At 64.2% G+C, this 26,309-nt stretch carries 22 protein-coding genes; 10 read left to right on the forward strand and 12 right to left on the reverse strand.

The window, feature by feature from the left end; all coding sequences use genetic code 11:
• Nucleotides 1-39: 39 nt before the first annotated feature.
• The 5 genes from ACT6Q8_RS04695 to ACT6Q8_RS04715 all read right to left on the reverse strand — a co-directional run bounded on the left by ACT6Q8_RS04695 (nucleotide 40) and on the right by ACT6Q8_RS04715 (nucleotide 10,131).
• Nucleotides 40-1,527, reverse strand: coding sequence for an ABC transporter substrate-binding protein (locus tag ACT6Q8_RS04695; RefSeq protein ID WP_444734553.1), 1,488 nt, complete (start codon nucleotides 1,525-1,527; stop codon nucleotides 40-42).
• Between the two features lie 243 nt (nucleotides 1,528-1,770).
• The gene (locus tag ACT6Q8_RS04700; protein ID WP_444734552.1) at nucleotides 1,771-3,324 is read right to left on the reverse strand and encodes a helicase HerA domain-containing protein; all 1,554 of its coding nucleotides are present in this window, start codon (nucleotides 3,322-3,324) and stop codon (nucleotides 1,771-1,773) included.
• 67 nt (nucleotides 3,325-3,391) lie between these two features.
• Nucleotides 3,392-4,303 (reverse strand): transglutaminase family protein, encoded by a 912-nt coding sequence (locus ACT6Q8_RS04705; protein ID WP_444734551.1) that lies wholly within the window; start codon nucleotides 4,301-4,303, stop codon nucleotides 3,392-3,394.
• A gap of 10 nt (nucleotides 4,304-4,313) precedes the next feature.
• The gene (locus ACT6Q8_RS04710; RefSeq protein WP_444734550.1) at nucleotides 4,314-6,818 is read right to left on the reverse strand and encodes a circularly permuted type 2 ATP-grasp protein; all 2,505 of its coding nucleotides are present in this window, start codon (nucleotides 6,816-6,818) and stop codon (nucleotides 4,314-4,316) included.
• Nucleotides 6,811-10,131, reverse strand: a complete 3,321-nt coding sequence (locus tag ACT6Q8_RS04715) for a transglutaminase family protein (protein ID WP_444734549.1) — start codon at nucleotides 10,129-10,131, stop codon at nucleotides 6,811-6,813. Before ACT6Q8_RS04715 ends, ACT6Q8_RS04710 begins: the two co-directional genes overlap by 8 nt.
• A gap of 263 nt (nucleotides 10,132-10,394) precedes the next feature.
• Here ACT6Q8_RS04715 and argS point away from each other — a divergent pair, with 263 nt between their 5' ends.
• The 7 genes from argS (at nucleotide 10,395) to ACT6Q8_RS04750 (ending at nucleotide 17,450) form a co-directional block, all read left to right on the forward strand.
• Nucleotides 10,395-12,140 (forward strand): arginine--tRNA ligase, encoded by a 1,746-nt coding sequence (argS, locus tag ACT6Q8_RS04720; protein ID WP_444734548.1) that lies wholly within the window; start codon nucleotides 10,395-10,397, stop codon nucleotides 12,138-12,140.
• Nucleotides 12,141-12,152: 12 nt separating this feature from the next.
• Complete coding sequence (locus ACT6Q8_RS04725) at nucleotides 12,153-13,487, forward strand: SPOR domain-containing protein (RefSeq protein ID WP_444734547.1); 1,335 nt, start codon at nucleotides 12,153-12,155, stop codon at nucleotides 13,485-13,487.
• Entirely contained in the window at nucleotides 13,477-14,484 is a 1,008-nt protein-coding gene (gene nagZ / locus ACT6Q8_RS04730) for a beta-N-acetylhexosaminidase (protein WP_444734546.1), read from the forward strand. The genes ACT6Q8_RS04725 and nagZ overlap by 11 nt, the downstream gene beginning before the upstream one ends.
• Nucleotides 14,485-14,488: 4 nt before the next feature.
• The gene (locus ACT6Q8_RS04735) at nucleotides 14,489-15,178 is read left to right on the forward strand and encodes a site-2 protease family protein (protein ID WP_444734545.1); all 690 of its coding nucleotides are present in this window, start codon (nucleotides 14,489-14,491) and stop codon (nucleotides 15,176-15,178) included.
• Nucleotides 15,175-15,969 carry a segregation and condensation protein A gene (locus ACT6Q8_RS04740; RefSeq protein ID WP_444734544.1) on the forward strand — a complete coding sequence of 265 codons (795 nt, stop codon included), beginning with the start codon at nucleotides 15,175-15,177 and terminating at the stop codon, nucleotides 15,967-15,969. Before ACT6Q8_RS04735 ends, ACT6Q8_RS04740 begins: the two co-directional genes overlap by 4 nt.
• A complete protein-coding gene (gene scpB, locus ACT6Q8_RS04745) occupies nucleotides 15,966-16,547 on the forward strand; it encodes an SMC-Scp complex subunit ScpB (protein ID WP_444734543.1) in 582 nt (193 codons plus the stop codon). Before ACT6Q8_RS04740 ends, scpB begins: the two co-directional genes overlap by 4 nt.
• A 69-nt stretch (nucleotides 16,548-16,616) precedes the next feature.
• Nucleotides 16,617-17,450, forward strand: a complete 834-nt coding sequence (locus ACT6Q8_RS04750) for a hypothetical protein (protein ID WP_444734542.1) — start codon at nucleotides 16,617-16,619, stop codon at nucleotides 17,448-17,450.
• Here ACT6Q8_RS04750 and ACT6Q8_RS04755 read toward each other — a convergent pair.
• From ACT6Q8_RS04755 to ACT6Q8_RS04770, 4 genes are read right to left on the reverse strand one after another with little or no spacing between them, the layout of a single operon-like run.
• The gene (locus tag ACT6Q8_RS04755) at nucleotides 17,447-18,190 is read right to left on the reverse strand and encodes a nucleotidyltransferase domain-containing protein (protein WP_054167435.1); all 744 of its coding nucleotides are present in this window, start codon (nucleotides 18,188-18,190) and stop codon (nucleotides 17,447-17,449) included. The two genes, ACT6Q8_RS04750 and ACT6Q8_RS04755, sit on opposite strands and share 4 nt — an antisense overlap.
• The gene (locus ACT6Q8_RS04760; protein ID WP_054167436.1) at nucleotides 18,190-18,675 is read right to left on the reverse strand and encodes a CinA family protein; all 486 of its coding nucleotides are present in this window, start codon (nucleotides 18,673-18,675) and stop codon (nucleotides 18,190-18,192) included. The genes ACT6Q8_RS04755 and ACT6Q8_RS04760 overlap by 1 nt, the downstream gene beginning before the upstream one ends.
• A gap of 4 nt (nucleotides 18,676-18,679) precedes the next feature.
• Nucleotides 18,680-19,855, reverse strand: coding sequence for a bifunctional 2-C-methyl-D-erythritol 4-phosphate cytidylyltransferase/2-C-methyl-D-erythritol 2,4-cyclodiphosphate synthase (locus tag ACT6Q8_RS04765; protein WP_054167437.1), 1,176 nt, complete (start codon nucleotides 19,853-19,855; stop codon nucleotides 18,680-18,682).
• A 49-nt stretch (nucleotides 19,856-19,904) separates the two neighbouring features.
• Entirely contained in the window at nucleotides 19,905-20,453 is a 549-nt protein-coding gene (locus ACT6Q8_RS04770) for a GNAT family N-acetyltransferase (RefSeq protein WP_444734541.1), read from the reverse strand.
• A gap of 166 nt (nucleotides 20,454-20,619) precedes the next feature.
• Here ACT6Q8_RS04770 and dusB point away from each other — a divergent pair, with 166 nt between their 5' ends.
• Genes dusB through ntrC form a run of 3 tightly spaced genes read left to right on the forward strand, consistent with a single transcriptional unit; the run spans nucleotide 20,620 to nucleotide 24,206 of the window.
• A complete protein-coding gene (gene dusB, locus ACT6Q8_RS04775; protein ID WP_444734540.1) occupies nucleotides 20,620-21,636 on the forward strand; it encodes a tRNA dihydrouridine synthase DusB in 1,017 nt (338 codons plus the stop codon).
• Nucleotides 21,636-22,754 carry an ATP-binding protein gene (locus tag ACT6Q8_RS04780; RefSeq protein WP_156344526.1) on the forward strand — a complete coding sequence of 373 codons (1,119 nt, stop codon included), beginning with the start codon at nucleotides 21,636-21,638 and terminating at the stop codon, nucleotides 22,752-22,754. Before dusB ends, ACT6Q8_RS04780 begins: the two co-directional genes overlap by 1 nt.
• Nucleotides 22,755-22,757: 3 nt before the next feature.
• Nucleotides 22,758-24,206, forward strand: a complete 1,449-nt coding sequence (gene ntrC / locus ACT6Q8_RS04785) for a nitrogen regulation protein NR(I) (protein ID WP_054167440.1) — start codon at nucleotides 22,758-22,760, stop codon at nucleotides 24,204-24,206.
• A gap of 192 nt (nucleotides 24,207-24,398) precedes the next feature.
• On the opposite strand, the gene ACT6Q8_RS04790 is transcribed toward ntrC, so the two are convergent.
• The 3 genes from ACT6Q8_RS04790 to ACT6Q8_RS04800 all read right to left on the reverse strand — a co-directional run.
• Entirely contained in the window at nucleotides 24,399-24,569 is a 171-nt protein-coding gene (locus tag ACT6Q8_RS04790) for a type II toxin-antitoxin system RelE family toxin (protein ID WP_444734539.1), read from the reverse strand.
• A 13-nt stretch (nucleotides 24,570-24,582) separates the two neighbouring features.
• Nucleotides 24,583-24,807, reverse strand: coding sequence for a type II toxin-antitoxin system RelB family antitoxin (gene relB / locus ACT6Q8_RS04795; RefSeq protein WP_444734538.1), 225 nt, complete (start codon nucleotides 24,805-24,807; stop codon nucleotides 24,583-24,585).
• Between the two features lie 555 nt (nucleotides 24,808-25,362).
• A partial coding sequence (locus ACT6Q8_RS04800) for a hypothetical protein (protein ID WP_444739348.1) occupies nucleotides 25,363-26,309 on the reverse strand: 947 nt, incomplete at its 5' end.

Genomic DNA, 26,309 nt, shown 5'->3' on the forward strand with positions numbered 1-26,309 from the left:
ATTGCAAGGGGCCGGGGCAGGGGGCGGGGTTGCGCCCGCTTACTGTGTGCTGGCCGATGCCGGCGTGATCAGGGTTGCCAGGGTGTTGCCGTCCACCCGTCCATCGAAACGCAGATCCGCGTGCATGGCCCAGCGGCGGGTGGTGCGCAAAAGCGGGATGAAGGGTAGATCGCGGCTGGCGATCACCGCAACCTGCTGCAACAGCTGCTCCCGCCGGCTGGTATCTGCCTCCACCATGGCCTGCGACAGGATCTGATCCAGTTCAGGATTGCTGTATCCGCTGTCATTCTGGCTGCCGGCCTTTATGTCCTGCTGTGGGGTGTGAAGCAGTTCCCAGTTGGAATAGCCCATTTCGCCCGTGAACGGGACCCGGCTGCCCAGGAACAGGTCATAATCCCGGTCGCGCAGCAGGGGAAGGGCGTCGCCCACGCTGGCATAGCGAATATCAAGCTGTACCCCAATGGCCAGCAGGTAACGGGCCACGCCCTCCGCGACGCGCGCAAAGGGTTCGATGGTGATCAGCCGCAGGCGCAGGCCTTCCGGTACACCCGCCTGCGCCAGCAATCGCCGCGCCTCTGCCTGATCGAAGGGAATGGATGCAGCCGGGGTGTAGCCGGGAATACCGGGCGGTGCCATCTGGTCCGCCGGTTCGGCGCTGCCCTGCGCGATGCGCTTGCTCAAGGCCGCCCGGTCGATGGCGATGGCAAGGGCACGGCGTATGTTCACGTCCGTCAGGGGACCGGCAAGATTGACGGTCAGCATCAATGTGCGCAGCGGCTTGCTGTCCACGACCTTTATGTCGGCGCGTGTGCTCAGAAAATCCAAAGATTCCGGCACCACCTGATTGATGATGTCCACTTCTCCGGACACCAGTGCCCGTGCACGGGCGACACCGGAACCAAGAAGAACCTGTTGCACGCGGTCCCAATGCGGCTTGGTCCGCCAATAGGTATCGGCGCGAACCAGATCGGCGCTGCTGCTGCCGCGGAAGGAGGCAAGGCGATAGGGGCCGGTGCCCGGCACCTTGCCATCTGCGAACCGTTGTTCGGTGAGGGCCGCCAGCCCGTCGGCGGTTCCGGCACAGCCGCGCGGCTGATAGATGCCTTTCCAGCCATCGGGGGCGGGGATGATAGGCAGAAGCGTCAGGACATGCGGCAGCAAGGGCATGGTCCCCCGCGTGGTGATGACCAGCGTATGGGCATCGCGCGCCACCGCCTGCTCCACCCCCGCGATCAGGCCGGCCAGCGGACCGTTCCCCATGCTGTCCAGCCGGCAAAAGGTGAAGGCCACATCATGGGGTGACAGAAGCTTGCCATCATGGAACCGCACATCGGGGCGCAGCCGGACCACCCAGGTCCGCTCCCCCTCCATCTCCCACCCCGTGGCAAGCCAGGGGACGATGCCCAGCCCGTCATCGGGCAGGATCAGCGGTTCGAAGATGTGAAAGGCCAGATTGCGGCTATCGACGGAATAGAACCGGTGGGGATCAGCCGAGGCCGCCACCATGTCGAGCCCGAGGCGCAGCACCTGTGCTGGTGCATCGGCGGCAAGCGCAGTGGCCCCGCCACCCCATGTCACTGCGGTGAGGATTGCGAGCGACCGAAGCCCGCGTCGGATCAACCGGCGGTGCCATATTGAGGGACTGTTGCTGGACGTGACCAATCCATCGCCCTCGGAAATTGTGCGATTTTAAGCCTAAGCTATTGGGATAGCGCTGAACACTGGCCATTGGGATAGCCATGAACGCGGCTCCCACAATTGTCACAGCCTTCACCCGATCCCGGCTAGCAGATCCCCATCTGTACGCGTCTCCGACGCCTCCAGCGGGTCCGGCGCGTTGGGATCGCCGGCGGCGGTTTCCCGGCCAAGATGCGGCAGGCCGATGGAACGCAAACCACCGATCAGCGTGCGCTGCACGATAACCCCGCGCTGTTCCATATAGGATAGAAGCCGACGGGCGCGGCCCGGTGACCGGCTTCCACAGGCCCGCGCCACCTCTGCGTCCGATGGGCAGGGCGCCTGCGACAGGGCGGCGCGTGCCAGCAGCAGAAAGACGCCCTGCATATCCTCCGGCAGGGTCTTGGCGGCCTGTTCGGCGGCGGTCCAATCGGGATCGTCGGCTCCTTCGGCATCTACCCCGGCCCGGATCACCGACAGGCGGCGGCGGAAGGCCGGCATGTCCAGCGTTTCGCCGCGCAGCCGGTGGATGCGGCAGCGGACCAGGAAATCCTGATACAGCACCGCGTCGGTGCGGAAGGCCGCATCCGGGTCGGACAGGACCTGACGCAGTACCTCGTCCAGCTTCTCGTCATTCTCCGCCGCTTCGAACAGCGAGGGTTCGGGGTTGAGGGCGGCGGTGGCGGCCATTTCCGCCTGACGCTGGCCTGCCAGACGCAGGGCGGCGTTGATATCGGGCTGCGGCGTCGGCGGCGTCCGGCGCACGGGCGGCGGCGGGGCCGTCAATTCCTCGGCGGACGGTGTCAGGATCAGGTCGCGCGCATCGGCGTGCGGCTGGTCCGGCAGGGGCATCAGCTTCGGGCTGCCGCCCCGGCCCGATGTTTCGACATGGCCGATCGTGATGGGCAGGGGGCGGCGCGATACCGCCGGACCCAGGGCCACGAAATGCCCGCGTTGCAGATCGCGGAACATTTCCGCCTGCCGCCGCTCCATGCCCAGAAGGTCCGACGCGCGGGCCATGTCGATATCCAGGAAGGTGCGGCCCATTAGGAAATTGCTGGCCTCGGCGGCGACATTCTTGGCCAGCTTGGCCAGACGCTGTGTGGCGATGATGCCAGCCAGCCCGCGCTTGCGGCCACGGCACATCAGGTTGGTCATGGCGCCAAGGCTGGCCTTGCGCGCCTCGTCCGACACTTCACCAGCGGCGGCAGGCGCAAACAGCTGCGCCTCGTCCACCACCACCAGCATCGGGTACCAGTAATCCCGTTCGGCATCGAACAGGCCGCCCAGGAAGGCGGCGGCCAGACGCATTTGCCCCTCGATATCCGCCCCTTCCAGGGACAGGACCACCGACACCCGGTGCTGACGCACGCGCGCGGCCACCTTCTGCAGGGACGACTCGGTATGCTGGGCGGCATCGACGACGACATGGCCGAACTTGTCGGCCAGGGTCACAAAATCCCCTTCGGGATCAATGACGCATTGCTGCACCCAGGGGGCGGATTGTTCCAGCAGACGGCGCAGCAGGTGTGATTTGCCGGACCCAGAATTGCCCTGCACCAGCAGGCGGGTGGCCAGCAGTTCCTCCAGGTCCATCGTGGCGGCGCGCCCTTCCGCCGTCAAACCCATGTCGATGCCGACCTGCATCCCAACCTTGCCTGCTGAGTTCCGTGAAGCGCGCTCTATAGCGCATCGTTACCGGGTTGGGGAACCTTTACCGGTCATCCACCGGTTCCACATCCACGGCGACCAGCACGCCGTGGCCGCCGCCGCCCATGATCACCCCGCGCAGCGGACAGACATCATCATAGTCGCGACCCCAGGCCAGGGTGACATGGTCGGTGTCGCATTGCCGGCCATTTGTGGGGTCCAGGTCGATCCAGCCATCTTCCTCCCCGCACCAGACTTGTACCCAGGCATGGCTGGCATCGGCCCCTTTCAGCTTCTCCTTGCCGGGTGGCGGCAGGGTGCGCAGGTAGCCGGAGACATAGCGGGCCGGCAGGCCCAGGGCACGGAGCGCACCGATCATCAGATGGGCAAAGTCCTGACAGACGCCGCGCCGGCGCGTCAGCACCTCTGATATCGGGGTACTGACGGTGGTGGCGGTGGGATCAAAGCTGAAATCATCATGGATGCGGCGCGTCAGCTCCATGGCCCCGGTCCCCACAGGCTGACCCGGCGGGAAGAACCCGGCAGCGAACAGGGTCAGTGCCGTGTCGGCCAGCGGCACGCGGGCCGACGGGCGCACGAATTCAAGCGTTTCGGCAAGGCTAGCCGCCTGCGCCGCCACATCTTCCCAGCCCGGCGTCGCGTCGGGGGTGAAGGGGGGCGGGGGGGAGACGGTCACGTCGATTTCCGCCGTCACCTTCAATTCCCGGTGCGGGGTATGCAGCGCCGCGTAGGTCACGGGATTTCCAAACCAGTCGCTGCGGCCCGTCACGACGCCAGGCCAGGGAATGATGGTCAGGGTGGAATTGTGGTTGGTCTGGCGCGGATGGGCACGCGGCGCCAGATGCGCCAGCATATGAGCGCTGATCACCGTGTCGCCGTAATGGTAACGGGTGACATGGGTGCATTTGTACCGCACGGGGCGACGCGCCGCCGCTGCCATCGCTTCGCCGTCCACGGCATCATCCTTACGTCGTGCGGGCAAAGACATGGCTGAAATAGGCCTGGCTGAGCAGGTTGGAGATTTCGGGCAAAAGCCGGCCTAACCGGTCGGTCAGGTCGGCGAGCGCCGTCGGGTCACGGGTCGGCTGAGGATCCGCCACCATGCCGGCGGCGGTTTCCAGAAGGTCGTTGGCCAGCTTGGTCGGGCTGACGGCCAGCCCCTCGGCATCGATGGGCGGCAGCTTTACCAGCTGGCGCTGTACGGTCTTGATCTGGAAGGCCAGCGAGCGCGGGTGGTCATCATCCGCCAGCAGCAGCGACAGCACCGGTTCGCGCCGGATGCCGACCGGATGCTGATCACGGTAGGCTGCCCCCGCCGCCGCCAGTTCCAGCAGCACCGACAGCGATGCCACCGTCCCCGCCGTGCCGGACCCCAGGCCACAGCCATTGAAGGCCCCGACAATGCCGATGGCGCGTTCCAGCCGCCGGCCCAGCACCAGGAAGCGCCAGGCGGGCCCGCGCGACATGCCGTCCAGTTCCAGCCCGATCAGGGAAGCGAGAAGCCGCGACACCTCATCCAGGCGCAATTGCATGGTGGCCGGCTCCGCCTTCAACGGCTGCGACGCGACATCACCCAGCACTGTCAGCACACGGCTGAATTCCCCCGGCAGCCGGTCGCGCACGCCCGATGCCGCACGCCGCAGCCGGTCCATGGTGGCGCGCAGGCCGCCGGGATTGGCGGGATCGGCCACAATCTCCAGCGCCTGGCGCATGCCGCGCACGGCATCGGCCTGCGGCAGGCCAGAGATTTCCATCGGGATCATGCCGGTGAAGCCCATCAGGCGCAGTAGGGGGACCAACTCCTCCTCCGCGCCCGGATGGGCATCATCGGTCAGGCGCCGGGCGGCGGCGCGCAGGGTGCGCACGGCGGCATCGGCCCGTTCGGCATAGCGCCCCACCCAGAACAGATGGTCAGCCGCGCGCGATGGCAGGTCGCCGGTGCGCGGGCCGGTATCGCCGCCGCCATCCGGCATCATCGCGGCTGAACCGCGCCGGCGCTGCGGCTGCCCGATGGTGGCGCCGACGATCCACACATCCTTGGCGCCCGCTCCGGTCTGCAACGTCACCGACGCGAACCGTTCATCGGCGGAAATGCGGGCCAAGCCGCCCGGCATGATGGTCCAGTCACCGTCCGGCGTGGCACAGGTGAAGGCGCGCAGCACCAGGGGGCGCGCCACCTTCCTGCCATCGCGCCAGACGGGGGCGGTGGAGGGGACGATCGGTTCCTGCGCCACCCAATCCTGGGGCCGGCGGCGGATGCTGGCCGCCAGCTCGGTCCGCGCCGCATGGTCAAGTTCGGCCCCGAAGCTGGTGCGGTGGCCCAGGCTGGAAAAGGCGGGACGGAAGACCAGCCGGTCCAGGCCCGCGACCATTTCCGCCCGCTGCCGCGCATCGCCCCCCCAATAGGTGGGAACATCGGCCAGCAATGGCGCCTCGCCCAGCACATGGCGGGACAAGGAGCCCATCCAGGGGATCAGGGCCACCGAATCCGTCAGCCCACTGCCCAGGCTGTTGCAGACCATGACATTGCCGGCGCGTACCGCCTCCAGCAATCCTGGCACGCCCAGGATGCTGTCGGGCCGCAGTTCCAGCGGGTCGCAGAAATCATCATCGACGCGGCGCAGGATCACGTCGATCCGTTCCAACCCGCCCAGGGTCTTCAGATAGACGGCCTGATCACGCACCGTCAGGTCGGCGCCTTCGACCAGAGTCAGCCCCAGATGCCGGGCCAGGAAGGCATGTTCGAAATAGGCTTCGTTCAACGGGCCAGGCGTCAACAGCACCAGACGCGGGCAGCCATCGGGACCCGAACAGCGGGGCGCCAGATTGATCAGGGTCTGACGCAGCTGTTCGAAGAAGGGGGACAGCCGTTCGACATTGCAGCCGCGGAACGCCTCCGCCAATGTCTGGCTCATCACCACGCGGTTTTCCAGCGTGTAGCCGGTGCCCGTGGGTGCCTGTGTCCGGCTGGCCAGCACGCGCCAGATCCCGTCGCGGTCGCGCACCATGTCTGTGGCGATCAGGGTCAGGCGCGATCCGGCGGGCAGGTTCAGCCCATGGCAGGCCCGCAGGAAACCCGGATCGCCCAGCACCAGGGCCGGCGGCAGCACGCCATCGCGCAAAAGCGTCTGTTCGCCATAGAGATCTGCAAGCACCCGGTCCAGGAGCCGCGCCCGCTGGCGCAGCCCCTCCGCGATCATGTGCCATTCCGACTGCGGCAGCAGCAGGGGGATGGGGTCCAGCGGCCAGGGCCGCTCGACACCTTGGGGATCGGCATAGGCGTGATAGGTCACGCCGTTCTGGAACAGCAGGCGCCGGCCCGCATCCCAGCGTTCCGCCATCGACGCGCCATCGGCGGCACCGGACGAGATGAACCCCTGCCAATGCGCGCGCACATGCCCGTCACCGGTGACCATCTCGTCCCAGGGTTCGTCACGTGTATCCGCACTGTCGCGGGAGGGTTCAGCCAAGGCGTAAGTCAAGGGTCAGGGGGAACTCTTGGTTTTTGATCTCGATCGGGACCGCCAAAGGTCCCGGCGTGTGGCCGAACGGGAAGAACCTAGCCAACCGCCGCCCCTCTGCCTCGTTGGCATTGACCGGGAAGGTGGTGAAGTTCCGCCCACCCGGATGTGCCACGTGATAGGTGCAGCCGCCAATCGAGCGACCCGTCCAGCTGTCCACGATATCGAAGATCAACGGCGTATGCACGGGGATCGTTGGGTGCAAACAGGTAGGGGGCTGCCATGCGCGGTACCGCACCCCCGCCACAAACTCCCCTTCCGTGCCCGTCGGATGCAGGGGAACCTTACGGCCGTTGCAGGTGACGACGAACCTTTCGTCCGTGGCACCAGCCAGTTTCACCTGCACGCGTTCAAGGCTGCTATCCACGAAGCGGACAGTGCCGCCGCCGCCCGGCTCCTCCCCCAGCACATGCCACGGCTCCAGCGCGGAACGCAGTTCCAGGGTCAGGCCGCGCTGGCTGACATGGCCCAGGGTGGGGAAGCGAAAATTCAGATGCGGCTTGAACCAGCTTTCCTCAAACGCGTAGCCGGCGCCGCGCAGGTCGGCCACCACGTCCTGGATATCCTGCTGTACAAAATGCGGCAGCATGAACCGTTCATGCAGCTTGGTGCCCCAGCGGACCAGCTTGGCCCGGTAGGGCTGCTTCCAGAACCAGGCGATCAGGGTGCGCAGCAGCAGCTGCTGCACCATGCTCATCTGCGCATGTGGCGGCATCTCAAAGCTGCGCAGTTCCAGAAGGCCCAGGCGGCCCGTGGAACTGTCGGGGCTGTACAGTTTGTCGATACAGAATTCACTGCGATGCGTATTGCCCTGCACATCGACCAGAAGGTGGCGCAGCGCGCGATCCACCAGCCAGGGCGGGCAATTGCTCCCCGCCTCGTCCAAGATCTTGAACGCGATCTCCAGCTCATAAAGGCTGTCATGCCGCGCCTCATCCACGCGCGGATGCTGGCTGGTGGGGCCGATGAAGGTGCCGGAGAACAGGAAGGACAGCGCAGGGTGGTTCTGCCAGTAGGTCAGGAGCGAGCGCAGCACATCGGGCCGGCGCAGGAACGGGCTGTCTCCCGGCGTCGGGCCGCCGACCACGACATGGTTGCCGCCGCCGGTGCCGACATGCCGTCCATCCAACGCGAATTTCTCCGTCGCCAGACGGCTTTGCCGCGCATCCTCATACAGTTCGGTGGTGTTGCGGACCAGTTCGTCCCAGCTGCTGGCCGGATGGATATTCACCTCGATCACGCCGGGGTCGGGTGTGACGGCGATGTTGGCCAGACGCGGGTCCTTGGGCGGGCCATAGCCTTCCAGCACGACCGGCATGTCCAGTTCGACGCAAGCCGCCTCGATGGCTGCGATCAGTTCCACCCAATCCTCAAGATGGGATGTTGGCGGCATGAAGATGTAGAGCCGACCATCGCGCGGTTCCACGCACAGGGCTGTGCGCACCACCCACCAGGCCGACTGGCCCTTCTCGGGCGTGTTCTCGCGGACATCGGCCATGCGGCGATGCCGCTCGCTGGGTTCGGTGCGGCCCCTGTTCACCGCCACCATCTGGCTCAGTTCCTCATAGGCCGGCAGAGGCGTGCGCGGGTCGAACGGGTCCTGTTCGTAATGGTATGGGTATTGGGCCGGCGCGACCCAGGGCAGGGAACCCAGCGGCAGGCGATACCCGACGGGGCTGTCGCCCGGTGCCAGGAACAGCTTGTCCGTGCGCGTCGCCCAGGCGGAGGATAGCCAGACCGGCCCTGTCGCCTCATGCCGGCGGTTCAGGGGAAGGGCAAAGCCGATGGGCTGGTCCAGCCCACGCTCAAATACCTTGGCCAGACGCGCGCGCTCTTCCTCATTGTCCAGCTTGCTGTCGAACGGGTCGACATTGACCGGCAGCTTGCGTTCCTTGTTGATGTAGTACCAAGGGTCCTCGAACGCGGCGCGGGCGTAATCGCCGGGGATGCCCAGCTTCTCCGCCAGGGTCTTGATGTACAACTCGGCATGTTCGGCCTTGAAGCCGTAATCCTTGCGCTCATCCGCCTGATATTCATCATGCGTCCACAGCGCATCGCCATCCTTGCGCCAGTAAAGCTGCAAGGCCCAGCGCGGCAGGCTTTCGCCGGGATACCATTTGCCTTGGCCGAAATGCAGCAGGCCGCCCTGGGCAAAGCGCCGCTTCAGGCGGCGGATCAGGTCGCCGGACAGCAGGCGCTTGGTGGGGCCCAGGGCTGAGGTATTCCATTCGGCCCCATCCATATCGTCGATGGAAATGAAGGTGGGCTCGCCCCCCATGGTCAGGCGGATATCGCCCTCCACAATCTCCCGGTCCACCTGTTTGCCCAGCGCGTCGATGGCAGCCCATTGTTCGGGCCAATAGGGCTTGGTGGTGCGCGGCTGCTCACGGATGCGGGTGACCGACATCTGATGCTCGAACGACACCTCGCACAGTTCCAGCCCGCCGGTGACCGGCGCGGCGCTGAACGGGTCGGGCGTGCAGGCCACCGGGATATGCCCTTCACCGGCCATCAGGCCGGAGGTCGGGTCCAGCCCGATCCAGCCGGCACCCGGCAGATACACCTCGCACCAGGCATGCAGGTCGGTGAAATCCGCCGTCGGCCCCTCCGGCCCTTCCAGCGGTTTCTGATCAGCCACCAGCTGGATCAGATAGCCCGAGGCGAAACGCGCGGCCAGGCCCAGATGGCGCAGGGCCTGCACCATCAGCCAGGCGCTGTCGCGGCACGACCCGGTGCATTTCTCCAGCGTCTCTTCCGGCGTCTGCACACCCGGTTCCAGGCGGATGACATAGCCGATGGCGTTCTGCAGTTTGGCATTCAGGCTCATCAGGAAATTGACGGTCGCCTGCTCCGACCGGTCAATTTCCGCCAGGAAGGCCAACAGCAAGGGGCCGGCAGGTTCGATTTCCAGGAACGGCTTCAAATCCTTGGCCAGCAGCGGGTCATAGGTGAAGGGCACCGTCTCCGCCGCCGGTTCAAGGAAGAAGTCGAACGGGTTGATGGCCGCCATATCGGCGACCAGATCAACCTCCAGCGTGAATTCCGTGGTCTTTTCCGGGAAGACGAACCGGGCCAGCCAGTTGGATTGCGGGTCCTGCTGCCAGTTCAGGAAATGCTTCTTCGGCGTGACCTTCAGGGAATAGGAGAGAATGGGGGTGCGCGCATGCGGGGCGGGCCGCAACCGCACGATCTGTGGCCCCAAATTCACGGGCCGGTCGTAGCGGTAGATGGTCTTGTGGTTCAACGCGACATGAATACCCATTCGCCCCTGTCCCCCACCAATATGCGACCGCCGAATGACGGTGCGATGACGGTAACACCAAAAGAGGGGGTGGTTAAGGTGCGTTGCAGCAATTGTTGCGGGGCCATGGGAAATCCGCCGGTTCCCCCGCCACATTCCCGCCCATCATTTCTGCATGCTGTGCGGATGCGGGGGTTCGGTGTAGGGTGCCGGATACCTTCGCGGATCGACCGATTCCGTGACGGCCGTTTCATGCCCGGATACCCTTGATCAAGTTTGGAAAAATGAACGTTTTCAAAGACTTCGAAGCCAAGATTCATGATGCGCTGAACCAGATGGTTCAGGCAGGCGACCTGCCGTCCGGGCTGGACTTCTCCCGAATCACCGTTGAACCGCCGCGCGATCCCAGCCATGGCGACGTGTCCACCAATGCTGCAATGATCCTGGCAAAGCCCGCCGGCAAGCCGCCGCGCGCGATTGCAGATGCGCTGGTCGCCCGTCTGAAAGACGCCGCCACCGTGACCGAGGCGGCGGTCGCCGGCCCCGGCTTCGTGAACCTTCGCATCGACACCGGTTTCTGGCTGTCGCGCATGGCCGACATCGTGAACCTCGGTGCCGGTTTCGGGTCCAGCAACCTGGGGCAGGGCAAGCCGGTCAATGTCGAATATGTGTCGGCCAACCCGACCGGCCCCATGCATGTGGGCCACACGCGCGGCGCCGTGGTGGGCGACGCGCTGGCCCGGCTGCTGATCAAGACCGGCTTCAAGGTCACGCAGGAATATTACATCAATGATGCCGGCGCGCAGGTTGACGTCCTGGCCCGTTCCGCCCACCTGCGCTACCGCGAGGCGTTTGGTGAGACGATTGAAATCCCCGCTGGCCTCTATCCGGGCGATTATCTGGTGCCTGTGGGGCAGGCGCTCAAGGATCAGTATGGCGACAAGTTCCTTAACGCCGACGAATCAATCTGGCTGCCGCTGTTCCGGGAATTTGCCGTTGCGCAGATGATGATCCGCATCAAGGAAGATCTGGCGCAGATGGGCGTGAAGCATGACGTCTTCTCGTCCGAACGCGCCATCGTTGATGCCGGTGCCGTCGAGTTGGCGCTGAAGACGCTGGAAGATCAGGGCCTGATCTACACCGGCGTGCTGGAGCCGCCGAAGGGCAAGAAGCCCGACGATTGGGAGCCGCGCCCCCAGACGCTGTTCCGCGCCAGCCAGTTCGGCGATGATGTGGACCGCCCGCTGAAGAAGTCGGACGGTTCCTACACCTACTTCGCCAATGACATCGCCTATCACTTTGACAAGTTCCGCCGGGGCGGCGGCGACCTGATCGACGTGCTGGGTGCCGACCATGGCGGCTATGTGAAGCGCATGCAGGCCGCCGTCACCGCCATCACGGGTGGCCAGGGCGCGCTGGACGTCAAGATCTGCCAGCTGGTCAACCTGATGGATGATGGCCAGCCCGTGAAGATGTCCAAGCGTGCGGGCCGTTTCGTGACCCTGCGCGACATTGTGGATGAGGTTGGGGCCGGTGTCGTCCGCTTCATCATGCTGACCCGCCGTAATGACCAGACCCTGGATTTCGACGTGGCCAAGGTCACGGAGCAGTCCAAGGAAAACCCGGTTTTCTATGTGCAGTATGCGCATGCACGCTGCCATTCCGTCCTTCGCCATGCGGGCGAGGCAGGGGCCGACCTGTCGCCGGCGGGGCTTGCCGGGGCCAACCTGTCGCGCCTGTCCTCGGACGAGGAAGTGGCGATTGTGAAGCAGATGCTGTCCTTCCCCCGTCTGGTGGAAGCGGCGGCGGAAGCGCATGAGCCGCACCGCGTGGCCTTCTATCTGTACGAATTGGCCTCGTCCTTCCATGGCCTCTGGAACAAGGGCAAGGATGACGCATCCATGCGCTTCCTGATCGAAGGCGATGCCGACCTGACCCGCGCCCGTCTGGCGCTGGTTACCGCTGTGGCCCAGGTGATTGCCTGCGGTCTCGATATCCTGGGCGTGGAGCCCGTCAAGGAAATGCGTTGAGGCGCCGTTCCCATGACCTATTACGATGACGATGACGAGGACGATAACGGCCAGAACCCGCCACCCCCGGCGGGCCGACCGGCCCCACGTGCGGAATTCCGCGCCGATCCGTCCTTCAGCCCCCGTGCCGGCTATCCGCAGGCAACGCCGCCGCAACCGCATCCGCAGGGTGAACCCAACCCGATGGATGAATATGTGCAGCCGCAGCGCCAGGCCGCCCCGCCGCCCCTGACGGCGCAGGCGTCCGCACCGCCGCCGCCCCCGCCGCAGGCACCTGGACCGGAAACCTATGTCGATCCCGCCGCCGCCGGTTACCGCGCGCCGGCCCAGGACCCCTATGCCGATCCGCAGTATCAGCAGGGTTACCAACAGGGTCCGGCAGCACAGCAGGCGCAGGAAGCCTATTATCAGGAATATGAGCAGCAGCATGCCGGCTATTATCAGGCCGCCACGCCGCGCCGCCGCAACCTGCTGAATATCGGCGTGATCGCCGGTGCCGTCATCGTGTTCGGCGGTATCATCTTCTACGCCTATAACCAGGGCATGCGCGCCGGCACCGAAAGCGTGGCCCCCATCCTGCGCGCCGATACGGCCCCCACCAAGATCCGTCCCGAACAACCGGGCGGGATGGAAGTGCCGCATCAGGACAAGCTGGTCTATGACCGGCTGAACCCCGCCAACAACGCCCCGCCGGGCGAGGTTGAGCGTCTGCTGCCGCCGCCCGAGGCCCCGATGGAGCGTCCGCGCGCCGATGCCGTGGAACCGTCGGAAGAGATGCCGATGGCGGAAGAAGGGGAAGGGGCTGTTGCCGCCCTGCGGGAGCCGCCGCCGGACGAGTTGGCCCGTCAGGCGCCGATGGCGCCCGCCCCGGTGCCCACCTATGCCCCGCCCGTGGCTACCCAGGCCCCGCAGCAGCAACAGCCCGTGCCAGCACCGAAGCCGGCCCAGCAACAGCAGCCGCAGCAATTGCTGCCGCAGCAGCAGAGTCCGCCGCCCAAGCCGGTGACCCAGGCGCTGGTCGCCCCGCCGCCGGCACCAGTGGCGCCCAAGCCGGCACCGACCCCTGCGGCACCAGCCGCTGCCGCGCCCAAGCCTGCCACCGGTGGTCCCGCCGTGCGCATCCAGGTGGCCGCCGTGGACAGCGAGGCCAAGGCCGCCGCCGAATGGCAGCGTCTGCAGCGCAAGTTCGGTGGGGAATTGGGGGGCCTGTCCATGCGGACGGTACGGGTCGAACTGCCCAAGGGCATCTTCTACCGTATCCAGGGCGGTCCCGTGGATGAGGCGCGGGCCAAGCAGATTTGCGCCGCCATGTCGGCCCAGGGCGCGGGGTGCAGCATTGTCCGCTGAACTCGCGGCCCTGGTCCTGGGGTGTGAAGGCACAGTCCTGACGGCGGCGGAGCGGGATTTCTTCCGCGACGCCAACCCGCTGGGATTCATCCTGTTCCGCCGCAATGTCGACAGCCCCGATCAGGTGCGGGCCCTGGTGGACAGTCTGCGCCACGCCGTTGGCCGCCACGCCCCCATCCTGATCGATCAGGAAGGCGGGCGTGTGGCGCGCCTGCGCGCCCCGCACTGGCCGGAACTGCCGGCGGCGCGCGTTGTGGGCGATCTGGCCGATTATGAGAAAGCGGGTCAGGCGGCCTGGCTGCATGGAAGGCTGCTGGCTGCCATGCTGTCCGACCTGGACATTGATGTCGATTGCGCGCCCGTGGCCGATGTGCCGGTGCCGGGGGCGCATGATGTGATCGGCGACCGCGCCTTTGCCATGGACCCAAGCACCGTGGCTGCCCTGGCGGCATCGCAGGCGGCGGGCCTGCTGGCCGGTGGCGTTCTGCCCATCGTCAAGCATATCCCCGGCCATGGCCGGGCCTTCGCCGACAGCCACAAGGAACTGCCCGTGGTCAACACGGCGCGGGCGGAGCTGGAGACGTGGGATTTCGCGCCCTTTAAGGCGCTGTCGCATCTGCCGGCGGCCATGGTCGCCCATGTCGTTTATACCGATATTGATGCCGACCGTCCGTCCAGCATCTCCCCCACCGTGATCCGCGACATTGTACGCGGCCATATCGGTTTCGACGGTCTGCTGTTCAGCGACGATCTGTCGATGCAGGCCCTGTCGGGCACCTTGGGGCAGCGTACCGCCGCCGTCCTGGCCGCCGGCTGCGACATTGCCCTGCATTGCAATGGTCAGATGGCGGAAATGCTGGATGTGGCGGCCAATGCGCGGGCCCTGGACGCGGCGGGCCTGCGCCGCTGGTCTGCGGCCTCTGCCCTTGTGGCGGCGGCACCGCCAACCGATATCAATGCCTTGCGGGCCGAATTCGACCGGCTGTTGGCGGGGTGACGCGATGCCCGATTTTCAGGAAATCCTGTTTAAACTGTCGATCATGGCCCTGCCGGCCCTGTTCGCCATCACCCTGCATGAGGCGGCCCATGGCTATGCGGCCCTGAAATTCGGCGACCGCACGGCACAGATGCTGGGCCGCCTATCGCTGAACCCGCTGCGCCATATCGATCCCATTGGCACCGTCCTGCTGCCCATGACGATGTTCATCTTCACGGGTTTCATGTTCGGCTGGGCCAAGCCAGTGCCGGTGGATTTTCGCAATCTGCGCAATCCCAAGCGGGACATGATCTGGGTGGCCGCCGCCGGACCGGGGGTGAATTTCCTGCTGGCCTTCATCTCGGCCCTGCTGCTGCATGTCGCCCCCTTGGCCCCGGATTTTATGTCGCAATGGGCCGTGAATAACTTGGCGGTGTCGTTGCAGTTCAATGTGCTGCTGGCCCTGTTTAACCTGATCCCCCTGCCGCCGCTGGATGGCGGGCGCGTGCTGGTTGGCATCCTGCCCATGCGCGCCGCCATGACGGTGTCGCGGATCGAGCCCTATGGCATGGGTATTCTGCTGCTGCTGGTGTTCCTGATCCCGTTTGCGGCGGGCCATGCCGGTTTTGACTTCAACCCGCTCTATATGGTCCTGGCACCCGCCACGGACTGGGTCGTTAATGCCATCGCCGGGTTGACCGGCCTGACATCGTGAGCGATGGGTTCGACGAGAGCAGCCCCGTCGATGAACCACCCGCCGGTGAGGCGCTGCTGCTGGATATTGACGGGTTCGAAGGGCCCATCGATCTTCTGCTGACCTTGGCGCGCGATCAGAAGGTGGACCTGACCCGCATCTCCATTTTGGCACTGGCCGAACAGTTCCTGGCCTTCGTGTCGGAGGCGCGACGGCTGCGCCTGGAACTGGCGGCGGATTATCTGGTGATGGCGGCGTGGCTGGCCTATCTGAAATCCCGCCTGCTGCTGCCCGATCCGCAGCCCGATGAACCATCGGCGGAAATGCTGGCCGCCGCCCTGACTTTGCAGCTGCAACGACTGGAGGCCATGCAGGGTGTGGCGGCGCGTCTGATGGCCCGCCCGCGCCTGGGCCGCGACCGCTTCGGGCGCGGCGCGCCTGAAGACCTGCCGATTTTCGCCAAGCACCGCCATGATCTGTCACTCTATGATCTGCTGAAGGCCTATGGCGATATCTCGGGCCGGCAGGCGCGGCAGTCTCCCTTCACCATTCCGGTAACGGAATTATACTCGATTGAAGAGGCTGTGGCCCGGCTGGAGGCCATGCTTGGCCGTATTCCCGACTGGTCCTATCTCTCCACCCTGCTGCCCGGCGGCTGGCGCGGGGAGGGTGTGAAGGCCCGGTCGGTACTGGCCAGCAATTTCGTTGCGATCCTGGAATTAGCCAAGGCAGGCAAGGTTGAGCTTCGTCAGGATGGGGCGTTCGCCCCCATCCAGCTGCGCGCCCGCCGGGATGGGGAGGGGGGGACGTGACCGATCTTTTCAATGCCGATACCCAATTGGTCCGCCTGCTGGAGGCCATCCTGTTCGCCTCTGCCGATCCGGTGACGGAAGACGCGCTGCAGGCCCGTATCGGCCCCACGCCCGTGCGGCCCCTGCTACTGCAACTGGAAAATCTCTACCGCCATCGCGGCGTCAATCTGGTGGCGTCCGGCGGGCGGTGGGCCTTCCGTACCGCCCCCGACCTGGGCGATCAGTTGCGAACCGAGGTGGAGGTGACGGCCAAACTGTCCCGCGCCGCCGTGGAGACGCTGGCCATTGTCGCCTATCACCAGCCTGTGACGCGGGCGGAGATCGAGGCGATCCGTGGCGTGGCGACGTCCAAAGGCACGCTGGATATCCTGATGGAGGTGGGCTGGATCCGGCCCGGACGCCGCCGGGAAACGCCGGGCCGTCCCCTGACCTGGGTAACGACACCGCATTTCTTGGATCATTTCGGCCTCGAGTCCTTGCGCGACCTGCCCGGCGTGGATGATCTGCGCGCCGCCGGCCTGCTTGATAAATCGACGCCCCTGCCCACCTTGCCGGGGTTGGAGGTGGTAAGCGAGTAGGGTTAGGTTATTGCTACTTTTGGCGGATAATATTACCCTCCCGAAACTCGGTAAACGGGAGGGTGTAATATGCGTAAAGCGTTGCTTCTGGCGGCCTTGTCTGTATCCTTGACGGCCTGTGCCAGTACCGGCGGCAAGCCTCCCACGGCCAGCGCACCACCCGCCCAGACACCGGCGCAGCTTTACGCGGCCTCCCTCTACGAAGTGGCGATCACCAAGCCCTCCACTATCGGTCCCGGCCTGCTGCGCATTGCGCCTGATAATCCCAAACTATCCTGGCGTGATGGCCCCAATGGCAGGCAGGTCCTGGTGGCCTCGACCATGTCCACCTACTCTTACGAGAAGTATTATCAGGGCCAGACGACGGGCGGGCCGACCGGTTGGGGCCAGATTTGGGTGACCGCCGTACCGCAACTGAAAGAAATCTGCACACAGGCAACGGGCGACGCGACCGCCAAGACCGATCGCGTGGTGCAATGGCTGGGCCTGAACCCGGCCAATCCCTATGCCCAGGTGGTGGAGCTGTGGATTGAGGCGGAACAGCTGGTCCGCCCCTGTCCCATTCCCGATATTACTGCGGCCAACTGCACCCTGGACACAGCCGATCAATGGGGTCCGCCCACGGTGCAGGGGACGGCCACACGGCCCGTCTGTGTGGCGGGTGATACGCCTTGCGCGGAGAAACAATCTTATTGGGATTGGTTTGCCACCAACATGCGCCTGAACCTGAAGGAGGGAGGCGCGCCCTGGACCCGGTTGGGTTACACGTTCGACTGGAAGCCAGCTGAGGATGGCGGCTTTGTGCGCTATGGCGCGTCGGAATTCGTCATGAAGCCGGGGGCGAAGTACCAGATCCACGCGGCCTACACCCTTGCCGAATACTGCGCGGCACCGGGGTCCTAATCTCCCAGCCGCCAGTCAGCGGGGGCGGGGCGGCGGTCGCCGGCCATGAAGCGGCCGCCATAGGGTTCCAGGCACAGATCGACCAGGGCCAGCACCTCCGCTGGGTCATGGTCGCCGAACAATTCCCCGAACGCGTGCTCAAACGCGCTGGCCAGCATCGGGTCCAGACGCATCAGGGCCTTGGACAGTCCCTTGCCGCTGCCGGTCCAGGCGCCGGCGGCGCGCACGGTGAAATCCGCCAGCTCGATGTAAAGCCGCGAGCCGATGGCCAGTTGTTCGGCGGCACTGCGCGGCTGGGCCAGATCGGCGGCCAGATCGGAGATGGAGTAACGCCGCGTGCGCAACTCCTCCTCCGTCAGGGGCGGGGGACCGCCATCCAGCACGGCCTGTGCCTGACGTTTCAGTTCCTCAATCAGGGCCGGGTCGCCGGCGATGGGAAGGCCATTGGCCACCATGCGGGCCAGCGACGGCTTGCCTTGGCGGCGGTCGGCCTCCCAGAAATAGGCCAGCGTGTCCGGATCGTGCAGGAACAGTTCCACCATCACGCCCTGGCGTTCATGCGTCTCCCGCACGGCGGCGGGCATGTGATGATGGATCAGGACGGCATCGATATCCGACCCCGGCCCGGCATTGCCCTTTGCCACGGACCCGGCCAGAAAGGCGGCGATGATGTCCGGCTGCTCCGTCCATTCCCGCAGGATGGTGTCGGCCAGATCGATGGTCGGGGTGATCGCGCTCATCAAAGGCTTTCCCGCAGCAATTCCAGCGCCCGTTTCACGGTGGCCAGCCGCACCGCCGTGCGGTCACCGGCAAAGATATGGCGTTCCACCACCGTATCGCCACCCCGCTGGTGCCGCGCGATGAAGACCAGCCCCACCGGCTTGGTCGCCGTCCCGCCCGTCGGCCCGGCAATCCCGGTGACGGCGACGGCTATATTGGCGCGGCTATGCGTCACCGCCCCCGTTGCCATCGCGTCCGCCACCGCGCTGCTGACGGCGCCCAGTTCCGCGATCAGGGCGGCCGGCACACCCAGCATGTCCGTCTTCGCCTCATTGGTGTAGGTGACGAACCCCCGGTCCACCACGGCGCTGGACCCCGATACATGTGTCAGGCACCCGGCGATCAGGCCGCCGGTACAGCTTTCCGCTGTGGCCAGCCACCACCCCTTTGCCGCAAAGCCGTCTCGGACATCCTCCGCCAACTGCACCAGATCGGGGGGGAACATGGGCCTACTCCAGAATCAGGGGCAGGCGGACGGTTGCGGCGGCCTGTGCCGCAATCCCTTCACGCCGGCCCGTGAAGCCCAGCCCTTCCGTCGTCGTCGCCTTCACCGACACACGCGCCGGGTTCAGGCCCAGAATGTCGGCTACCCGCGCCACCATGGCGTCGCGATGCGGGCCGATCTTGGGCCGTTCACAGATGATGGTGATGTCGACATGGGCGATAACCCCGCCCTTTTCTGCAACCAGATCAGCTGCATGACGCAGGAAGCGAGCGCTGTCCGCCCCCTTCCATTTCGGGTCGCTGGGGGGGAAGTGCAGGCCGATATCGCCCGCCGAAATGGCGCCCAGGATGGCATCGGTCAGGGCGTGCAGGGCGACATCGGCATCCGAATGCCCATCCAGGGTGGCGTCATGCGGCACCGACACGCCGCACAGCCAGACCTGATCGCCGGGCGCGAACTTATGCACGTCAAAGCCCGTGCCCGTGCGCACATCGCCCAGACGGGCCAGGAACAGCTTTTCCGCGCGGGCCAGATCGTCTTGGTTCGTCACTTTCAGATTATCCGGGTCACAGGGCACAAGGGTGACGGGAAGGCCAGCTTCCTCCGCCACGGCGGCATCATCGGTGAGGTTCAGGCCGGCGGCCCGGCGATGGGCCGGCAGGATATCGGCAAAACGGAATCCCTGCGGCGTCAGCGCCCGCCACAGCGCGGTCCGGTCCACGGTGCCGCCGCTGACGATTCCGGTCCCCGCCACCGTCCCGCGTTTCAGCGTATCGGCCAGCGGTGTGGCGGCGATGGCGGCAGGGGCACTGTCCAGGGCCGCGATGACATCGCTGATGGCCTGCGCATCGATCAGGGGCCGGGCGGCATCATGGATCAGCACGAGATCGGTCGGGTGTCCGGCCATCGCCTCCAGCCCGTTCAGCACCGAATCCTGCCGCGTCGGCCCGCCCGTAATGGGCGGGGGCAGATCCAGGCCATCGACCGCCTTGTCATAAAGGTCACGGAAGGCGGGATCGATGACGACGCGGACGGCATTGACCTGCGGATGGCGCAGGAACGCCTCTACCGTGCGGCGCAGGATCGGCTGTCCGGCCAGCGCCAGATATTGCTTGGGCAGATCACCCCCGAAACGCAGGCCGCGTCCGGCGGCGACGATCAGGGCGGTGCAGGTGGGCATGGGGCCACATCTCTTGTCATGGATGACCGGGGCGACCCTAGCGCGGATGCTAGCCCCACGCCAATGTCTTAGCACCCGGTGCTGCCATTCCGGTACCGGTGTTCTGGATGCCATAGCGCACCCAATTAGCTTCTTCCTCCGTGAAGCGTTCCAGCAGACGAAACGCTGCCTTCTCCAGCACCCGGATCGATGCCGCATTGTCGGCCCGTGCCTCGGCCACCACACGATTAATGTCGGGTAGCCGGGCCGCATGCTGCGTTACGGCGATCAGCGCCTCTGTCGCGTATCCCTGTCCCCAGGCATGGGTGTGCAGCCGGTAGCCAACCTCAACCGTGCCATCCTCACCGTCCTTCGGGATCAGCATGATCCAGCCCAGGAACAGCCCGACGCGCTCCACCGCCCAGAAGCCATGACCATCGGGCCAGGGGTGGTAGATATTGCGGTCCATGCGTGCCGAGAGGGCGGCATCGTCGCCCGGCAACGCCGCGCTGAACCGCATTACCTGCGGGTCGCGGTGAAGGGACAGCAGGGAATGGCGGTCACCCTCGGTAAGGGGGCGCAGGCTCAGGCGCGGGCAGGGGAGAAGCGGCAGTGTCATGGCCGTAGCCTACCCCGCTCCGCCCCCAGGCGAAAACCGCCATGCGGCGGTGAATATTGTGTTTTTACAGACCTGTGTTAAGCTCTGTGCCTAAAATTCATGCATTCGCGAAAATTGCTCAAGGAATGTGCAAATTCGCGATACGAACGTCAAGGTTCAGCGTCCCATGGTCAAGCCGCTTGCCCCCCTTCAGATCGGTCCCGTGCGTATCGACGACCCGGTGATCCTGGCGCCCTTGTCGGGCGTCACCGACATGCCCTATCGCCGGCTGGTGAAGCGGACGGGGGCGGGGCTTGTCGTGTCGGAGATGATCGCCAGTCAGGCCATGATCCGCGCCACCCGCGAAAGCCTGCTGAAGACAGAATGGCATCTGGACGAAGCGCCCATCTCCATGCAGCTGGCGGGGTGTGAGCCCGAGGTGATGGGGGAGGCGGCGAAGCTGAACGTGGATCGCGGCGCCCATATCATCGACATCAATTTCGGCTGCCCCGTGAAGAAGGTGGTGAACGGCTTTGCCGGTTCGGCCCTGATGAAGGATGAGCTGCTGGCCGGCCGCATCATGGAGGCGACGGTGAAGGCCGTTTCCGTTCCGGTGACGATGAAGATGCGCAAGGGCTGGGACGCCAATAACCTGAACGCCCCCAACATGGCCCGCATTGCCGAAGAATGTGGGATCAAGATGCTGACCGTTCATGGCCGTACCCGCTGCCAGATGTATAACGGCACCGCCGACTGGAAGTTCATCCGTCAGGTGAAGGAGGCGGTGAAGATCCCCGTGATCGCCAATGGCGATATCAACAGTTTTGATGATGCCGTGCGCTGTCTGGAGGAGTCCGGGGCCGATGGCATCATGATCGGGCGCGGCACCTATGGCCGCCCCTGGTTCATTGCCCAGGTCATGCATTACCTGCGCACCGGCGTGAAGCTGCCCGACCCGCCGCTGGCCGAACAGATGCAGACGGTCCTGGAACATTACGACGCCATCCTGGCCCATTATGGCATTGAGGCCGGCATCAAGATCGCCCGCAAGCATGTCGCCTGGTATTCCAAGGGCATGAACGGGTCCGCCGATTACCGTCATCAGATCATGACCAGCGAGGACCCGGAACAGATGAAGCAGCAGATCATCGCCTTCTATTCCGCGGCACTGGATCGCGGTGTCACCGAACGGATCGCCGCCTGATGGCGCGGATGCCGACGGCCCGCCGCATCGGCGGAGACATCGACCCGACCTCCATCCTGGCCGCCTTGCCCGACCCCGTCATGGTGGTGGATGGCGATGGCCTGATCCGCTTCATCAATCTGGAGGCCCAGGAATTTTTCGACGTGTCGGCCACCCGCGTCCTGGGCACGAAATTGACGGAACTGATCCCGGAGGACAGTCCCGTCCTGGGCCTTCTGGAGCAGGCGCGCATCACCCACGCCACCGTCTGCGAATATGGTGTTCAGGTGGAAACGGCGCGCATCGGGCCGCATTCCGTCACCATGCAGGCGGCCCCCCTGGGCGACCCGCCGGATTTTGTGGTGCTGACCATCCATGAACGGTCCATCGCGCGGCGCATCGACAAGCAGCTGAACCATCGCGGCGCTGCCCGCTCCGTCGTCGCCATGGCCGCCATGCTGGCGCATGAGGTGAAGAACCCGCTGTCCGGCATCCGGGGTGCGGCGCAGTTGCTGGAAGAAAACGCCAGCGAGGATGACCAGATCCTGACCCGCCTGATCTGTGACGAGGCGGACCGCATCGTGGCCCTGGTTGACCGGATGGAAGTGTTCACCGATGGCCGCCCGCTGGAGCGGCAAGCGGTGAACATCCATGCCGTGCTGGAACATGTGCGCCGCATCGCCCAGACCGGCTTTGCCCGCCATATCCGCTTTGTCGAGAAATACGACCCCTCGCTGCCGCCCGTTCTGGGCAACCGCGATCAGTTGGTGCAGGTCTTCCTCAATCTGGTCAAGAACGCGGCAGAGGCCTGCCCCGAACAGGGCGGTGAGATTCTTTTGACCACCGCGTACCAGCATGGGGTGCGTCTGGCCGTTTCCGGATCGGACAGCCGGATGCAGCTGCCGCTGTTGGTTTGCGTGGGCGATAACGGCCCCGGCATCCCGGAAGATATCCGCGCCAACCTGTTCGATCCCTTTGTTACGACGAAGATGAATGGAACCGGCCTGGGTCTTGCATTGGTCGCAAAGATAATCGGTGACCATGGTGGGGTCATCGACTTTGAAAGCGTGCCAAAGCGTACGATCTTCAAGGTCTCCCTGCCAGTCACCGACCAGAACGGTCACGGAGAGGGTGCCTAAAAAATGGGCGCAACCATTCTCGTAGCAGATGATGATCGGGCCATTCGGACGGTGCTGACCCAGGCTTTGGCCCGCCTGGGACATGAGGTGAAGACCACCGGCAACGCCGCCACATTGTGGCGGTGGGTGCAGGAGGGGGAGGGCGATCTGGTGATCACCGATGTGGTGATGCCGGATGAGAACGGCCTGGACCTTGTGCCGCGCATCAAGAAACTGCGTCCCGACCTGCGCATCATCGTGATGAGCGCGCAGAACACGCTGCTGACCGCCGTGAAGGCGGCGGAGCGCGGGGCGTTCGATTACCTGCCCAAGCCCTTCGATCTGAAGGATTTGATGGCCATCGTGCAAAAGGCGCTGTCCGCCCCCGCACAGGCCCCGGCACCCGCCCCCGCCCCGGCGGAGGACCCGGAGGAGGAGGCGCTGCCCCTGATCGGGCGGTCGCCGGCCATGCAGGAAATTTACCGCGTCCTGGCCCGCCTGATGGGCACGGACCTGACGGTGATGATCACGGGCGAAAGCGGCACCGGCAAGGAACTGGTGGCCCGCGCGCTCCACGATTACGGCAAGCGTCGGGGCGGCCCGTTCGTGGCCATCAACATGGCGGCCATCCCGCGCGAACTGATCGAAAGCGAGCTGTTCGGCCATGAGAAGGGCGCCTTCACCGGGGCCACCATGCGCTCCACGGGCCGGTTTGAGCAGGCGCAGGGCGGCACCCTGTTCCTGGACGAAATCGGCGACATGCCACTGGAGGCGCAGACGCGCCTGCTGCGCGTGTTGCAGGAGGGCGAATATACGACCGTCGGCGGGCGCACGCCCATCAAGACCGACGTGCGCATCGTCGCCGCCACCCACCGCGACCTGCGCACCCTGATCCGTCAGGGCTTGTTCCGCGAGGATCTGTTCTACCGCCTGAACGTCGTGCCCATCCGCCTGCCGCCGCTCCGCGAACGCACAGAGGATGTGCCGGCCTTGGTCCGCCATTTCCTGAACCAGGCCGCCCAGCAGGGCTTGCCCGCCAAGACGGTGGACAATGCCGCCATGGACCGGCTGAAGCGCTACCGCTGGCCCGGTAACGTGCGCGAGCTGGAAAACATGGTCCAGCGTCTGGCGGCGCTGTACTCCCAGGAAGTGATCAGCCTCGACGTCATCGACACCGAACTGGCCGAAGCCAACCCGGCAGCGGCCCCGGTGCAGGAACCGGTGAATGAGGGCCTGTCGGCGGCGGTGGAACGCCACCTGCGGGAGTATTTCGCAGCACACAAGGACGGTATCCCGGCGGCAGGCCTCTATGATCGCATCCTGCGAGAGGTGGAGCGACCGCTGCTGTCTCTGTCGCTCACCGCGACGCGGGGCAACCAGATCAAGGCGGCGCATATGCTGGGGCTTAACCGCAATACGCTGCGGAAGAAGATCAGGGATTTGGATATACAGGTGGTGCGGGGATTGAAGTAGGGACCCCATCCTCCCCTTGCTTGCCCCTCCTCGTCATCCCGGCGAAAGCCGGGACCCAGGGGCCATTCGCTCAAACGTCGCCACCCCACATCAACGCCGCTTATAGACCTCCCGCCGGTTCCCGATCCGAACCACAAGGATTTCAATCAAGCCATCGTCGATATGGGCAATGATGCGGTAATCACCGACCCGTTATTTCCACAAATCAGAAAGGCTGCCCTTCAACGCCTCCCCAATCGAACGCGGATTGGACAGCGGCTTTACCCGCTGTTCCAGGAACCGCAATATCCGCTGCTCATCCTCCCGCCCCAACTTGTCCAGGGCCTTGGTCGCAGCGGATGACAGGATGATGTTCCAGGCCATGCCGGTGCCAGATTCACGCCGCGTCGTGACGTTTCAGCATTGTCTCCAGCGAAACCGTCTCGCTCCGCCCGGCCCGAACAGCGTCCAGTTCCGCCTGGGCCAGATAGGCATCTTCCAGGTCCTGGAGATGCTCTTCAAGGGCTTCGCGGATATAGGATGCTTTGGTCCGGCCCGTGGCGCGGGCCAGCGCATCCAGGCGCTGCTCGATATAGGCATCCAGGCGAACACTGACGGGCATGGCGACTTCTCCGGGGCGTCCTACGCCCACTTTACCCCATCCCCCATCCCCCATACATCGAACAGGGGACACAAGGAATGGGCCGACGGGCTTCTGGAACCGCGAAAGGGCAGGGGGCATTTGCCATTGCTCCCTGGTTCCGTCATAGACAGTCTGACCAAGGAGCCGGGCCATCATGCGCGAAGTCCAGATTACCGATGCCAAGGGCATCTGACCCAGTTGATCGACGCGGTGGAGCGGGCGAGACCGTCGTCATCACCCGCCATGGCCGCGCCGTGGCCCGCCTTGTGCCGGAACCGGAAAGCCGCGCCGCCCAGACCCGCCAAACCATGGACGAAATCGCCGACTTCCGACAGACTATGCCGAGCCTATCACTGGATAAAATCCGCGAGGCGCGTCACGAAAGGCAGTGTGTCATGCCCTTTGGAGATTATCGATCTGGCGATCTCCAAAAGGCATCGTCTTTACTTAACTTTAAGATGCATTAAAGCTAAATATATTTAATATATATTGTATATTAGGCGTAAGTACATTGAAAATAAATTTGAATTGAGGTTAATTCATTCGACATAAATATTTTTTTACGACCCAACCCTCACGGGTTCCGCCTAGTATTGGATCGTAGTACTCAACCTTAACCCATTTTTTCTCTTTCTCCATAATGCCTACAACGTCGCCAGGTGACAGATGTGCTAAAGTTTCCGATTTCATTTTCATATCCATTTTTAAAGGTACTGTACGTTTAACTTGATAAAGACTAACAGAAGGAAGTACACAAATCCGATCAATCATAAGAGAATAAGCATTGCCTAGGGTAGTATTCAGAATATCAATGGTAGCTGAATTTTTTTCTTCAATAGTCAACCGACGTCTTTCGATCTCGAGTCTTTGCAGTTCGATCTGCGCACGTAGTTTCTCTGTGTCACTTATCTTGTTGGCGGCATCTTGAATTTTTCGAACTTCTGATGTTAAATTTATAATATCATTTGAGTTTGAAGAATATATAGTAAAAAATAAAGAGAGTGATGAAATAATAAACATTAATGAATTGTAAATTCCAATAGCTTCAGCCCTAGATTTCGCCTTTTCGATGTACTTTGAGAAAATTGCAATCAAGTATTCTAAATGTTTAGATAATGAATTTACTGAATCACCAGATTCATGAATCTGAGAAATATTTTCTGCCGCAGCTAAGGTTTCTATGGCTTCTATATCAAATGTATTTGCTGGTATATACTCTGATTTTCCCTCCTTCCTGGCGGCAAAAACCAATGTATTGATAGATAAAATTGCTGTAGTGAGTGTGTGAGAGAAATTACCACCAATACCAGTCAAAATTAGGGAATTACCGATACCGATTCCACCCAAGCGCTCTAGATTATTTCTCTGATCATCGAAATGCTTAGATAGTGACTGTAGTGTGCTGCCGATGTTGTTGCCTCCGAGGCGCTCCAGAGCTTTTCTCTGTTCATCAAGGCGCTCAGTTAATGACTGTAACGTGC

Origin of the sequence: Niveispirillum sp. (genome assembly GCF_052437035.1) — a bacterium.
Classification (GTDB): Bacteria; Pseudomonadota; Alphaproteobacteria; order Azospirillales; family Azospirillaceae; genus Niveispirillum.